The organism is Effusibacillus sp. SKA8 (genome assembly GCF_058273125.1).
Map to the genome: position 1 here is coordinate 51130 of NZ_JBZCSF010000010.1, position 13531 is coordinate 64660.

At 55.7% G+C, this 13531-nt stretch carries 12 protein-coding genes; 11 read left to right on the forward strand and 1 reads right to left on the reverse strand.

The features are described from left to right. The first annotated feature begins 2 nt into the window (after nt 1-2). The 3 genes from tsaD (at nt 3) to AC4ED1_RS09675 (ending at nt 4969) form a co-directional block, all read left to right on the forward strand. Nucleotides 3-1103: a tRNA (adenosine(37)-N6)-threonylcarbamoyltransferase complex transferase subunit TsaD gene (gene tsaD, locus AC4ED1_RS09665; RefSeq protein ID WP_490938025.1), complete on the forward strand. Its 1101-nt coding sequence runs from the start codon at nt 3-5 to the stop codon at nt 1101-1103. 423 nt (nt 1104-1526) lie between these two features. Continuing rightward, nucleotides 1527-2939, forward strand: coding sequence for a PAS domain S-box protein (locus AC4ED1_RS09670; protein ID WP_490938027.1), 1413 nt, complete (start codon nt 1527-1529; stop codon nt 2937-2939). 128 nt (nt 2940-3067) lie between these two features. Next, complete coding sequence (locus AC4ED1_RS09675; protein ID WP_490938029.1) at nt 3068-4969, forward strand: hypothetical protein; 1902 nt, start codon at nt 3068-3070, stop codon at nt 4967-4969. On the opposite strand, the gene abc-f is transcribed toward AC4ED1_RS09675, so the two are convergent. Beyond that, on the reverse strand, nt 4866-6833 hold the full coding sequence (gene abc-f, locus AC4ED1_RS09680) for a ribosomal protection-like ABC-F family protein (protein WP_490938031.1): 1968 nt from the start codon (nt 6831-6833) through the stop codon (nt 4866-4868). The two genes, AC4ED1_RS09675 and abc-f, sit on opposite strands and share 104 nt — an antisense overlap. A gap of 238 nt (nt 6834-7071) precedes the next feature. Here abc-f and AC4ED1_RS09685 point away from each other — a divergent pair, with 238 nt between their 5' ends. The 8 genes from AC4ED1_RS09685 to AC4ED1_RS09720 all read left to right on the forward strand — a co-directional run bounded on the left by AC4ED1_RS09685 (nt 7072) and on the right by AC4ED1_RS09720 (nt 13272). After that, nucleotides 7072-7680 (forward strand): 5-formyltetrahydrofolate cyclo-ligase, encoded by a 609-nt coding sequence (locus AC4ED1_RS09685; RefSeq protein ID WP_490938033.1) that lies wholly within the window; start codon nt 7072-7074, stop codon nt 7678-7680. Nucleotides 7681-7693: 13 nt separating this feature from the next. Next, nucleotides 7694-8407 (forward strand): SDR family oxidoreductase, encoded by a 714-nt coding sequence (locus AC4ED1_RS09690; protein WP_490938035.1) that lies wholly within the window; start codon nt 7694-7696, stop codon nt 8405-8407. Between the two features lie 107 nt (nt 8408-8514). Then, nucleotides 8515-9009: a hypothetical protein gene (locus tag AC4ED1_RS09695; protein WP_490938037.1), complete on the forward strand. Its 495-nt coding sequence runs from the start codon at nt 8515-8517 to the stop codon at nt 9007-9009. Nucleotides 9010-9021: 12 nt separating this feature from the next. Then, nucleotides 9022-9999: a molybdopterin-binding protein gene (locus AC4ED1_RS09700; RefSeq protein ID WP_490938039.1), complete on the forward strand. Its 978-nt coding sequence runs from the start codon at nt 9022-9024 to the stop codon at nt 9997-9999. Further along, nucleotides 9996-11261, forward strand: coding sequence for a molybdopterin molybdotransferase MoeA (locus AC4ED1_RS09705; RefSeq protein WP_490938041.1), 1266 nt, complete (start codon nt 9996-9998; stop codon nt 11259-11261). Before AC4ED1_RS09700 ends, AC4ED1_RS09705 begins: the two co-directional genes overlap by 4 nt. Then, the gene (gene mobB / locus AC4ED1_RS09710; RefSeq protein ID WP_490938043.1) at nt 11254-11787 is read left to right on the forward strand and encodes a molybdopterin-guanine dinucleotide biosynthesis protein B; all 534 of its coding nucleotides are present in this window, start codon (nt 11254-11256) and stop codon (nt 11785-11787) included. Before AC4ED1_RS09705 ends, mobB begins: the two co-directional genes overlap by 8 nt. Nucleotides 11788-11798: 11 nt before the next feature. Continuing rightward, nucleotides 11799-12539, forward strand: a complete 741-nt coding sequence (gene tatC / locus AC4ED1_RS09715) for a twin-arginine translocase subunit TatC (RefSeq protein ID WP_490938045.1) — start codon at nt 11799-11801, stop codon at nt 12537-12539. Between the two features lie 67 nt (nt 12540-12606). Beyond that, nucleotides 12607-13272 carry an HAD family hydrolase gene (locus tag AC4ED1_RS09720; protein ID WP_490938047.1) on the forward strand — a complete coding sequence of 222 codons (666 nt, stop codon included), beginning with the start codon at nt 12607-12609 and terminating at the stop codon, nt 13270-13272. Nucleotides 13273-13531: the final 259 nt, after the last annotated feature.

A 13531-nucleotide genomic window follows, 5' to 3' on the forward strand; every position in this document is an offset into this window, starting at 1 on the left:
CAATGGGCTGGTTGGAACGAATCAAAAGCAAATATCAAAGCGACAGGGAAGCGGGCAAACCTTCCCTGATTCTCGGGATCGAAACGAGTTGCGACGAGACGGCCGCCGCGGTGGTCCGCAACGGCCGGGAGGTGTTGTCCAATGTCATTTCGTCGCAGGCGGAAATCCACCGGCAGTTCGGCGGTGTTGTGCCGGAAGTGGCGTCCCGCCGGCATGTGGAGAACGTCGTCCTTGTGGTGAATGAGGCTTTGCAAAAAGCGGGAGTGACGCTCGACGACCTGTCTGCGGTGGCGGTCACATACGGACCTGGGCTTGTCGGCGCACTGCTGGTTGGCGTTACGGCGGGCAAAGCGATTGCCTACGCGAAATCGCTTCCTTTGCTCGGCGTGCATCATATCGCGGGGCATATTTACGCGAACTTCCTGGCGGGCGGAATGGAGCCGCCTCTGGTGGCGCTCGTGGTGTCCGGCGGCCATACGGAGCTCGTCTTGATGCCGGAACACGGGAAGTTTGAGTTTCTCGGCCGCACGCGCGACGACGCGGCGGGAGAGGCGTACGACAAAGTCGCGAGAGCGATGGGGTTGTCCTATCCGGGCGGGCCGGTGATCGACCGGCTGGCGCAGGAAGGAGACCTCGAAAAAATCTCGTTTCCGCGAGCCTGGCTGGAGGAAGGATCGCTGGATTTCAGTTTTTCCGGACTGAAATCGGCTGTAATAAACGCTTTGCATAACGCAAAACAGCGCGGCGAAAAGTTGGAACCCGCGGATGTCGCGGCCGCTTTTCAAGCGTCCGTACTCGATGTGCTTGTGGAAAAAACGGTGCTTGCCGTACGCAAAACCGGCGTTCCCAACGTGGTTGTCGCCGGCGGCGTGGCAGCCAACCGCGGACTTCGCGAGAAGCTCCGGGAGCGTTCCCGGCAAGAAGGATTTGCCGTCATGTTCCCGCCTTTGTCTTTATGTACGGACAACGCGGCGATGATCGCCGCGGCCGCTCACCCGTTTTACGAAAAAGGGCGGTTCCACAATCTCGACTTGAACGCCTATGCAAGCTTGCCCTTGCCCAAATGGGAAGAGGGACCGTTTACGGATTTGACCGGGTCATGACGGAATACAAACAGAGGAAAACTCTTGCGTTGAAAGGCTCTTACATTGTGGACAGATCACGGTGTAGAGCCTGTTTTTGTATCGTGTTTCCAGGATTTTTTAATGATGTTCTGCAGTTTTCCACAGATGTTTCCACAATTGAACGGAATTGTTCACAGAGTCTTGTGGATAAATTGGCGGATATATGCCGGTAAAGGGAAATCGGAGCGGGGAATTATCACCAGATATTATGTGAATCAAATGTGAGAGCTGTGGATAAACTAAGGTATTCTTAGTTTAGTGCGGTTTGTATTGTGGATAACCCTGTGGATAATGTGGATGGCAGCCCTTTTCTGTAACAAAAATCACTGACCATAAAGAAGGGATTTCCATTTCGCAGGTAGAACTGAATTTTTATCGGGAAAGAGGGCTGGGGGTGGTAATTTGAGACCAAGCGGTTCAGATCAATTCTGCAAACGGATTCTTGACTCGATTCCCGTTGGAATCGTCACATACGACAGTGACGGGACCGTCACGTATGTCAACAAGGTGGCGGAAAGGATGACGGGATATACCCGCGAGGAGATCGATGGGTTTCTGAAGGTCAACCACTTGTTGAACGGCGACAAAGAGATTTTCTGGAAAACTCTGCAATCCGGACAGCCCTTCTTCGGTTTCGAGAGCTATTGCCCTGCAAAGAACGGATCGGAGATCCCGGTTGTCACTTCGACAACGCCACTTCTGGACGATAATGGCCGGCAAATCGGAATTATTGCGACGTTCGTCGACAATTCCGAGATGAACCGGCTGCGTGCGGCGGAGGAACATGCGTCGCTGATTTTGAACCATATAGCGGACGGCGTGGTGACCCTGAATACGGAAGGCATCATCACCGGTTTTAACAAAGGTGCGGAAGAAATTACCGGCCTGTCGCACGAAAAGGTAAAAAACCGAAAATTCGAGCAAGTGTTCCCGATCGGTCGGGAAATATTGGACAAGCTGTCTGAAACCCTCCGTTATGAACGGGAATTTAAAGATATCAAGGTTCGTTTGGAAGACAAAGAAGGCCGGACGCGGCACATGCTTGTCTCGATTCGCGTCTTGCGAAACAAGTATGATCATGCATTGGGAGCGATGTTGACGTATAAAGACATCACCTTGCTGGAACTGTTGGAAGAGCAGATCCGGCAGTCGGAAAAGCTTGCGGTCGTCGGCGAATTGGCGGCCGGAACCGCCCATGAAATCCGCAACCCGCTGACCTCCGTCAGGGGATTTGTCCAACTGCTCAGCCGCAAGTACGGGGATGATGCGCCGGAAAAGGAATACTTCCGGATCATCCTGGACGAACTGGATCGTGTCAATGACATTATCCGCGAATTCCTGCTGCTTTCGAAGCCGACAAACCCCAATTTGCGCCTGGTCGACGTCAATGCAGTGATGGAGGATGTCAAAGCGCTGATGAACAGCGACGCGCTTTTGCGCAATATCGATCTGCAGTTTCAACCGTCAGACATTCCCGTCATCTGTGAAATCGATGTGGAACAGATCAAGCAGGTGTTCATCAATCTGATCTGTAACGCGTTTGAGGCGATCAAGCTGAACGGCAGGCTTTCGATCGGCATCCGCGTTGCGGAAGGGGATTGTGAAATTTCCTTTGCCGATAATGGTCCCGGGATTCGGAAAGAGGTGCTGGCCCGTATTTTTGAACCGTTCTATACCACGAAGGAAGAGGGGACGGGGTTGGGCTTGACCGTGTCGTACCGGATCATACAGAATCACGGCGGGACGATTGCCGTCGAATCGGAGGAGGGGCGGGGCGCGATTTTCTGGGTCAGGCTGCCTTTGGCGATAAAATGAGAATCGTCCGCAATTTCCGGCACCCGTGCGGTGCTTTTTTCTTTTGCGGATTTGCGGAAAACTGGGACATACCCGTTTGGTTTTCCGGATTGTGGGCATCCTAACGGAAAAACGGCCGGGGTGATGAGGTGTTTTACAGGCGGGGGTGTTGGCTCGGTGTTGTACTGGCAGGTTTGTTGGCCGGGGTTTATGTGCCGGATGGCGATCACGTATCCTGGCAGGCTGTTGCCGCTTCTTCCGTGCGGGACAGCCGGCAGGCGGTAGTGGTGATTGCGGATTTACTGGAGGAAGCGGAGCTTCATGCTGACGCTCTTCCCGCATTGCGTCATTGGGCGGAGGCGGGAGGCGTCGGAATGATGAATGCAAACGCGTGGGACGGAATGTTGAACGATTGGAAAGAGGGTGTGTCCCCCGCTGGCCTTACGGTTATCGAATGGGACGGACTGGCGAAAGCCGAATCGGCAAAAGACCGGATTTCCGCCGCACAATATGTCGCATTGCGCAAACAAGCGATGCAGTCGCTGGACAGGCTGGCGGGAGAGCTCCTGAAACAAGCGAACGCGTCGACGATGGTCATCTTGGCATCGCCGCGGACCGCAAAGGATGGCAAGAAGAAAGAATTAACGCCTGTTCTTGCCGCGGGAGGTCCGATTGCACCCGGCAGTCTCCTGACATCGGCCTCGACAAAACGGGAAGGCATCATTACGAATTTGGACGTTACGGCTACCATTCTGGATTTTTTGCGGATGGAGCGGCCTGCGGAACTGGCGGGGCAAAGTATATACGGCATCCCGCCAGCGGGCAACGCGTGGGACATCGTTCACAGGATCGCCGTGCAGACGCGGTCGATTTACGAAAAAAGGCCGTTTGTGCATACGGTTTTTGGTATTTGCGGAGGGGTTCTTTTCCTGCTGATGGCGGCCGTATTGCGGGAATTCGCGAAGCGGGGAAGAGGGACGGAGAGAAGCGGGCAAATCGCCGCCCTGCTCATGTGGGGCGGAACCGCGGTGCTTGCGGTTCCCGTTGTGTTTCTTCTGCTGCCTGCCTTTCCAGTATTCGGAAAATGGCAATGGGGAAGCGAAAATTGGATGTGGGCGGTCGCCCTGCCGTCGGTTTTGTTGGCCGTGACGTGGGGATTGATGCGGATTCGGCATTTGCTGGTCCGGTTGCTGGTGCTGGCGGTTGCAACGTCCGGATCGATAGTGGCTGACGCGGCGACAGGTGGCCGGTTGGCCCGAGTTTCCATTCTTTCCTACGATCCGATTGTGGGAGCCCGGTATTACGGAGTCGGAAACGAATACATGGGGTTGCTGGTCGCCTGGTTGTTGCTGGCGTGCGGATATGTGTTGTGTCTGCGTCCCGCATGGCGAATTTGGATGAGATGGGTGTTTGTCGGCCTGGGGGCGGGGCTGGTGGTGTTCTTCGCTTCCCCGGCAATGGGGGCGAACGCGGGAGGAACGATCACGGCAGCCGTAGCTGCAGCCGTGGCCCTATCGGGCCTGTTCGGATTACCCAAGCGAACCGGCTGGCTGGTCGGGCTTACGGCCGTTGCAAGTGCGGTTGCGTTACTGGTGCTTTTTCATCAAGATGCGGCAAGTCCGACTCACGTCTCCCGGGTGATCGATTTGGCGCGGGAAGATCATTATGCGGAGATCGGCAGTCTGATCCGGCGCAAGCTTCTGATGAATCTGCGTTTGATTCGCGATTATTTCGGAGCGCCGCTGTTTGTTGCGATGTTGGCGTTTGTGGCGGTTGCCGTTTTTCGGCCGTTTCCCTGGGTGGAACAATTCCTTGAAAAAAGGGGGGGACTCGCCCCGTTTCTGTCCGGAGGAGTCGCGGGAGCCCTGGCTGGGTTTGCCGCCAACGATTCGGGAGTGGTGGTTGCAGTGATGATCCTGCTGCCGATTCTTTATACGGTGTGCATGATCAGGCTTGGTGAAGCGTTTCCCACTCCGCGTACAGTCGTTCCAGCCGTTCTTTCGCGTCTTGATACGCCTGATTGGTCGCGCGGGCCTGATCCGGGTCGTTAAAGATCTCGGGCAAGCAAAGCTTTGCTTCCAGGGAAGCGATGTCGGATTCCGTCTGCTCGATTTGCCGCTCGATGCTGGCGATCCGCGCCAAACGTTTCTTCTCTTCCCGCTGCCGCTGCCGCTCTGCTTGCCGCTGCCTTTCGCGTTCCTCTTTGGAGAGGGCGGCCGTCTTGTCGGCGGTATTTTCGCCTGCGGGATGTCGTCCGGACATCGTGTCCGGCAGCAGGCCGGAGGCGCGCATGGCGGCGAGTTCCGATTTTTTCGCCAGATAGTCGTCGTAGTTTCCCAGGTAGGATGTCAGGCCGCTGGCGGTGAACTCGATCACGCGGGTGGCGATCCGGTTCAGAAAATAGCGGTCGTGGGAGATCAACAGCAAGGTACCCGGATAGTCGTCGAGCGCCACTTCCAGCATCTCTTTCGAGAGCAGGTCGAGGTGGTTGGTCGGCTCGTCCAGCAGCATAAAATTCGCCTGCCGCAGCATCAGTTTCGCGAGGGCGACGCGGCTTCGCTCACCGCCCGAAAGTGCGGCGACCGGTTTCATCACATCGTCGCCCGAGAACAGAAAGTTACCGAGCACCATCCGGATCCGGGTGTGATCGAGCCGGGGGAACGCATCCCACACTTCGCCGAGGACCGTTTTGTCAGGAGCCAGGTCCTCCTGCTCTTGCGTGTAATAGCCGAGCTTGACGTGGGCTCCCAGCCGGATGCTGCCGGCTGCAGGCGGCAGGATTCCGGCGATCGCTTTGATCAGGGAGGATTTGCCGATGCCGTTCGGGCCGATCAGGGCGACGCGTTCCCCGCGCGTGATCTGGAGATTCAGATGCTTGAACAGGATTTTGTCGCCGTACGCAAGGGAGAGATTTTCAACCGTCAGCACGTCATGGCCGCTTAGCCGCTCGACAGTAAACGAAAAATGGGCCTGTTCCGGCGAGGTCACCGGTTTGTCCAAACGTTCCATCTTCTCCAGCATTTTGCGTCTGCTCTGCGCCCGTTTCGCCGTGGTGGCGCGGGCGATGTTGCGCCGGATGAAATCTTCCATTTTTGCGATTTCCGCTTGCTGTTGTTCATACCGCTTGACCCGGAGAGCGAGTTCCGCTTCCTTCTGTTCCAGAAACGCGGAATAGTTTCCGGTATAACGCTTGGTGATGCCGCGATCCAACTCGTAGATGACGTTGACGAGCGCATCGAGAAAGTAACGGTCATGCGAGACGAGCAGAAGGGACCCCGGATAGTTTTTCAAATACTCCTCCAGCCAGGTGACCGTCTGCAGGTCAAGGTAGTTGGTCGGTTCATCCAGAACCAGGAGCGCGGGTTGAAGCAACAACAGCTTGCCGAGGGCCAGACGGGTTTTTTGGCCGCCGGACAGAGACTCTACAGGCTGCTCCCACATCGCTTCGGGAAAGTCCAATCCGCTCAGGATGGAACGGATTTTCGCGTCAATCGCATAGCCCTGCCGGTTGCCGAATTCATGGGTAAGCGCGGCATACTCGTCCGCAAGCGACTGGTAAAAGGCGTCGTTCCCGTAAACCGACGGATCGCCCATTCTGGTTTCGAGGCTGCGAATTCGATCTTCCAACGCGAACAGATCGGCGAACACGCTGCGAATCTCCTGATAAACGGTTTTGTCCGACCGGATGCCCGTTTGCTGCGAGAGGTAACCGACCGAGACGTTTTTGCCGATGTGAACCTCGCCGGAATCGGCGGCTATCTCGCCGACGAGAATTTTCAACAGGGTCGACTTTCCCGCGCCGTTAACCCCCACTAGCCCGACGCGTTCCCCTTCGTGTACGGACAGGGTGGCACCGTTTAGAATCGCGTCGGCTCCGTAAGATTTTGCGATTTGGCTGGCTGACAGAACGATCATGCCGCTTCTCCTTCCGTACAAACAATGCATCCTTAAGTGTACCTTACATATCGGATGTGAGACAACATGGTTGAATTTTTATCATAGGGTAGCGATCCATGGATGTGGAATCGCTGCCCTTCCAATTTTTATACCTTAAAATCGAGGTTCCGGTTTGTGAGAGATTTGTCACACAGTTTTGCGCCGGCTTATGGTAGTTTAAAATAACAAGTGTTCATAGTCTGTCCGGGAGGTTAGAATGAATAAAAAAATCGAACTTCGCGAACGTGTCCTGGCAAAGCGGAGCGCGCTGTCTCCAGCCGAAAGATCGGCCAAAAACAAAGCCGTCTTGCAAAATCTGCTGTCGATCCGCCGGGTGCATGACGCCCGGACGATTTTGCTGTATCTCGATTTTCGCGGTGAAGTCGAAACGGAAGGCATACTGAAATGGGGGTGGCAAACGGGCAAGCGGATGGCGGTGCCGGTTACGGTCAAAGCCGAACGAAAATTGATCCCGGTCGAGATCCGTTCGTTTGCGGAACTGCAAGTCGGAACATACGGGATTCGGGAGCCGAAGACCGGCACGGACAATCGTTTGGCGGGGAAATCGCAGGCGGCCGAACTGCCGGTTGCGTCGATCGATGTGGCGATTGTGCCTGGAGTCGCTTTTGACAAACGGGGCGGACGTCTTGGCTACGGCGGCGGATATTACGACCGGTTTCTTCCGTTGCTGCGTTCCGACACGTTAAAAATCGGTTTGGCATATGAGCTTCAACTGGTGGATCGCGTACCGTTCGAAGAGCATGACATACATCTGGATCTGATTGTGACGGAGGAGTCCGTCTGGGATTGTGAAACGAGTCCATAAGGGGTGATCGCGATTGGGTGAAAAAGTGGTTGTCATCACGGGCGCGAGCCGCGGGATCGGCGAATCGGTGGCACTGGCGTTTGCCGGAGAAAAAGCCAAGCTGGTGCTGGTCGCGCGGACGCCGGAAGATCTGGAGCGGGTCCGTGGGCGCGCGATGGAGGCGGGGACGGATGATGTGCTGACCGTAACCGCCGACATCACAAAGGAAGAGGAAGTTGAAGTGATGTTTGACGTGGCTCTGTCCCGTTTCGGACGGATCGATATATTGGTTAACAACGCGGGAGTCGGTTATTTCAAACCGGTTCTGGAAATGGAACTGGCGGAATGGCAGACGATGTTCGATGTGAACGTGACGGGGCTGTTTCTCTGTTCCCGCAGGGTTCTTCCGACGATGCTCGAACAAGGGAGCGGCCACATCATCAATATTTCGTCCGACGTGGGACGCAGGACTTTCGCGGGCGGTGCGGGTTATTGCGCGACCAAATTTGCGGCGCGGGCGTTTGCGGATGCTCTGCGGAAAGAAGTGCAGCCGAAAGGAATCAAAGTGACCAACATCCTGCCCGGTATGACGGACACCTGCTTTGCCGGCAGCGAACAGGGATCCGCCCGCAAAAAAGATTGGCTGAAGGCGGAGGATGTCGCCCGCGCCGTTCTCTATGCCGCTTCCCAGCCGGAGGGAGTGGTAATCGATGACATTCTGATTCATCCGATGATACAGGAGTATTGAATACTCCGCGAAAGTGAACACTAGCGATTCGTTGTGGATGGTTTTTGGGTCTCCATCAAAGTGCTCAAGGTTCACTTTTATGGGAAATTATGGATAGAGGTGTCGACATGGAGGGAGAGCAATATCTGATCGGATTGGGATATGGCGGGTCGCTGGAAGGGATGGCCCGGTTTGAATGGGATTTCCGATGCAACCTGGGATTGCGGAATCCGCAAGATGAAACCGGACGGGAAGCGTTTGTCAAAGACTTTGTGAACTCTACGTCGCCCGAGGCTCCAATAGTTCTGGTGCTTGACGATTACAATCCCGCCCTGTTCAGGATATTCATGGAGCTTGGGAAACAAGCGATCAAAAAGTATCCGGCGCTTTATGTGTTTGTGGTGGCGGAGGACCAAAACGAGGCCCCGCATGTTCAGTATTTTCTCAATATCGAAGGCGATCCGGTCGACGAAGTGCTGTTGCCGCATCAGATGATACTTGACGCGGCGGGAGTGCCTGACCGGGTGTTGATGTTTATCCAGGAACGCCTGAATGTCCGGTTTTTCCGCAGAGAAGACGAACTGATGATCGAATTTCAGGTTGAGGAACTTCCTCTGCTGTAAGGAGGCGGGAAGATGAAGGAGGTTCACGTCCGTGACGCTGTCGGATTGCCGCTGGCTCACGATTTGACCCGGATCGTGCCGGGAGAGTTTAAAGGCCGGATTTTCAAAAAAGGGCATGTGATTCGGGAAGAAGACATTCCGCTGTTGCTCGACATCGGTAAAGAGCACGTCTATGTGCTGGATCTGCAGCCGGGCGAACTGCATGAAGAAGCTGCCGCCATCCGCCTTGCCCGCGCCGTTATGGGAGATCACCTGACCGCGTCGGAACCTTCCGAGGGCAAGGTCGTCCTCAACTCTCGGATTCATGGGTTGTTGAAAGTCGATGCGGAGGCGCTTTTGATGATCAACTCCCTTGGGGAATTGGTTGTTGTTACAAAAAAAACCAACCGCGTCGTACAGCCCGGCGAAACGGTTGCGGCGATGAAGGCGATCCCCCTGGTGATTCAAGAGCAAAAAATCATGCAGGCGGAGACGATCGCAAGAATGTCGGCGCCCGTCATTACCGTCCTGCCATTTCACCGGCTGCAAGCGGGAATCGTGACGACGGGCAGCGAGGTGGCAAGCGGGCGCATCGAAGATCGATTCGGTCCGCGGATTCGCGAAAAATTGGCCCCCTTTCAGGTTGATGTGCTTGGACAAATCATTGTCGGGGACAGCAAGGAAGACATTCAGGCGGGCATTCGGGAGTTTCTTGCGCGAGGCGCGGAGCTTGTGCTTTGTACCGGGGGCATGTCGGTCGATCCGGATGACCGCACACCGGGCGCGATCCGCGAACTCGCGACGGAAGTCGTGTGTTACGGGGTGCCGGTTCTGCCCGGTTCGATGATGATGTTGGCGTATATCAACCATGCAGCCGTTATCGGGTTGCCGGGCGCCGTCATGTACGAAGCGGAGACAGCGTTTGATTTGTTCCTGCCGCGCATATTGGCAGGCGATCAAATCACTCTCAGGGAGATTGCGGAACTGGGACACGGAGGTCTTCTCAAATGATGCAGGTCGGTTATTCTGTCGACGAAGCGATTGAAGAAGTGCTGAAGCAGGTCCGACCCGTGACTTCCGTCGGGATTCATCTCAGGGACTCGTTTGGTTACACGCTGGCGGAAGACATTTACGCGAAAGCCCCGGTTCCGCCATTTGACCGCTCGATGATGGACGGGTTTGCGATTCGGGCGGCGGATGTGCAGTCCGCCAGCCCCGAACATCCCGTCACTTTACAAGTGCGGGGACGTGTTGGAGCCGGTGAAGTGTCCGATCACATGTTGCAGGAGGGCGAGGCGATTCGGATCATGACGGGCGCTCCCATCCCGAAAGGGGCCGATGCGATCGCCCGGTTCGAGGTGACCGACGCGCAACGCAATCCCGATGGACGTCAGGTCAAGATCCTTTTGCCGGTCAAAACCGGAGAATCAATCTCTGCCACCGGCGAGGACATTGAGGCGGGAGCCAGGGTTCTGGCGCAAGGCGCGGTCATCGGTGCGGCGGAAATGGCACTGCTGGCGACGGCCGGCGTATCGACGGTCCGCGTTTACCGCAAGCCGGTGATCGGAGTGCTGTCCAGCGGCCGCGAATTGGTCGGAGTGGGGGAACCCCTTTCTTACGGAAAGATTTACAACAGTAATACGTATATGTTGGCGGGATTGATTTCCGCTTGGGGCGGCATCCCGTATTTGCTCGATCAGGTCGATGACGAGGTCGCCGCTGTAGCGGACGCGATCCGGACGGCTATGCCGGCGGTGGACGCGCTGGTGACAACCGGCGGGGTGTCGGTCGGTGATTTCGATGTGATGCGTGCGGCCTATCACTTGGCGGGGGGCCGGGTGAATTTTTGGAAGGTCAACATGCGGCCGGGAACTCCTTTCACGTTCGCGACGGTCCAGGAGAAACCGGTATTCGGCTTGTCCGGCAACCCGGCGGCCGGATATGTCAACGCCATGTTGTTTTTGCAGCCGGCGATCCGGGCGATGGCAGGTCGGTTGCAGCCGCGGGTCACACCCGTTCAGGTGGTGCTGGCGGACGATCCGCAGTTGAAAGTAATTGGTATGGACCGCTTTTTGCGGGCCCGGATCGCGATCGAAGCCGGGCGGGCAGCCGCCTATCCGCTGTCCTTCGGACAAAGCGCGGGGGTGATGTCGACGCTGTCCGGAATTCAGGGATTTGTGCGGATTCGCGCCAAGACCAAAGCGAAAAAAGGAGACCTTGTAGAAGCGTATTTGCTTGAAATGCCGTTGGCGGGAGGGAGCGGTTGTGAATAATCCGGATTCCTTCCTGTCAAACGCTCCGGTCAGGGCTGTCGCCGTTGTCGGTTACAAGAACACCGGCAAAACGACGCTTGTCTGCAAGCTGGTTGCCAATCTCAAAAGCAGGGGCTACCGGGTTGGCACGTTAAAACACGACGCCCACGATTTTCAAATCGATTATGAGGGGACCGACACTTTCAAATACCGGCAGGCGGGCGCCGATGTCGTCGCCATCGCAAGTTCCGGCAAATGGGCGGTCCAGGGATGGCCCCCGGCGCCTCCGACTTTGCAAGAGATGCTGGCGCGGATGGAAGGGGTCGACATGGTGATCGTGGAGGGATACAAGCAAGGGGACCTTCCGAAAATCGTCATGGCCGACCGGCAGGGAGCGATTTTTCAAAACGAACGGCTGGAAAACGTGGTGGCTGTCGCCGCGGTGGACAAAACACCGCTGCTTGCTCCGCCTGCGGTCCGGGTGTATGATAGGGATGATATCGATTCGTTTGTTGAACTGATTTTAAAAACGGTTGCTCTCAAGTAGGAGGACGCGCAATGGATCAAGAGCAACATTTGGTCGAACACCTTGCGGAACTGCGGAAACGGTTGATTATAACCCTGTTGGCGTTTGTTTTGTTTCTGGTTGTCTCGTTTGCCTTTGTTGGAGACATCTTTGCCTTTTTGCAGCGGGGAATGCCGAAGGGCAGCCAAATGGTGGTGCTGGGCCCCTCGGAAGTTCTGCGGGTGTACATGGTCGTGGCCGGGGTTGCGGCTATTGGGATGACACTCCCGGTGTTTCTGTACCAAGCGTGGAAGTTTGTGGCTCCCGGGTTGACCGATCTGGAGAAAAAGGTGAGCGTCGTTTTTATTCCGGTTATCTCGCTTGTGTTCTTTGCGGGACTGGCGTTCGGGTACTTTTTTATTTTCCCTACCGTATACGGTTTCTTTGTGGCGCTCGGTTCCGAACATTTCGAGATGATGCAAACCGCCGGAAATTATTTTTCGTTCATGGCCAATATCGTTATTCCCTTCGGTTTTATCTTCGAGCTGCCGATCGTGGTGCTGTTTCTGACGCGGTTGGGGATTTTGACGCCCGAGTTTTTGACGAAGAACCGGAAGTACGCTTACTTCCTGCTGGTGGTGGTGGGGGTCGTTCTGTCGCCGCCGGAACCGGTTTCCGATATTATCACTTCGCTGCCTTTGATTCTGCTGTACGAAATCGGCGTGACGCTGTCCCGCATCGCATACAAACGGCGTTTGAAGAGCCTGCGGGAAAGCGGTCTTGCCGAACAGTAAACGAAGGCCTGCCGGTCTGTTGCGGACCGGTTTTTTTGTCACTGGCGCTTCAGGAGGTGGGACAGACTTGATCAAAGCGGTTGTGTTTGACTTCGACGGCTTGATTTTCGATACGGAAACGCACGAATATCGGGTGCTGCAGGAAATCTACCGGGAACACGGAGCGGAACTTCCGCTCGACGTATGGGGGCGATGCGTCGGGACACACGCCGATTTTTTTGACGCTTACGCGTATTTGGAAGGATGTATCGGCACACCGATCGACCGGGAAGCGGTCGCAAGACGGCGGAGAGAGATGTTCGACCTGCGGATGGAGAAGGAAAAGGCGCTGCCGGGCGTTGAAGAGTACCTGGCGGTAGCCGCGGGATTGGGATTGAGAATCGGGTTGGCCTCAAGCTCAAGACGGGAATGGGTGACGCGCTGGCTGAAAAAATTAAACCTGCTCGACCGTTTCGAATGCATCCTGACGGCGGAAGACGTGGAGCGGGTGAAACCCGATCCCGCGCTGTATCTGAAAGCGCTCGAATGCCTCGGAGTGAAGCCGCACCAAGCGGTCGCGTTTGAGGATTCGCCCAATGGCGCGTTGGCGGCGAAGCGTGCGGGGCTGCATTGCGTGGTCGTTCCCAATTTTGTCACCGCCAATCTGGTATTCGGCGAGTATGACTTGCGGCTGAATTCGCTGTCGGAGTTGGGGTTGGAAAAGTTGATTGAAAAACTGGGCGGCAAGGCGTAAACAAGCGGCGGGGAGCTTGTGTCGCCTGCCGCTTTCGCATTGTACTTTCCCAATAAAAAATTCATGAAGAAAATCGGGGAGAAGGGTATTTTTCCAAAATCACCGGATAGAATAAAACGTGGCCGTGAGAAAAAATTTTTATATTTTTCCTCCTCGGGGGCTTGCAAAGACAAATGGAAACGAATATCATAAGAATTGTGTTAGCACTCATTCAAGGTGAGTGCTAACAAGAGTCGACAAACATTTTACAACCATATTT

Excerpts from the sequence above, each read along its gene's own strand:
- tsaD (WP_490938025.1), top strand. The coding sequence starts at position 3 with ATGGGCTGGTTGGAACGAATCAAAAGCAAATATCAAAGCGACAGGGAA.
- abc-f (WP_490938031.1), bottom strand. The coding sequence starts at position 6,833 with ATGATCGTTCTGTCAGCCAGCCAAATCGCAAAATCTTACGGAGCCGAC.
- AC4ED1_RS09685 (WP_490938033.1), top strand. The coding sequence starts at position 7,072 with ATGAATAAAAAAATCGAACTTCGCGAACGTGTCCTGGCAAAGCGGAGC.
- AC4ED1_RS09695 (WP_490938037.1), top strand. The coding sequence starts at position 8,515 with ATGGAGGGAGAGCAATATCTGATCGGATTGGGATATGGCGGGTCGCTG.
- AC4ED1_RS09700 (WP_490938039.1), top strand. The coding sequence starts at position 9,022 with ATGAAGGAGGTTCACGTCCGTGACGCTGTCGGATTGCCGCTGGCTCAC.
- AC4ED1_RS09705 (WP_490938041.1), top strand. The coding sequence starts at position 9,996 with ATGATGCAGGTCGGTTATTCTGTCGACGAAGCGATTGAAGAAGTGCTG.
- tatC (WP_490938045.1), top strand. The coding sequence starts at position 11,799 with ATGGATCAAGAGCAACATTTGGTCGAACACCTTGCGGAACTGCGGAAA.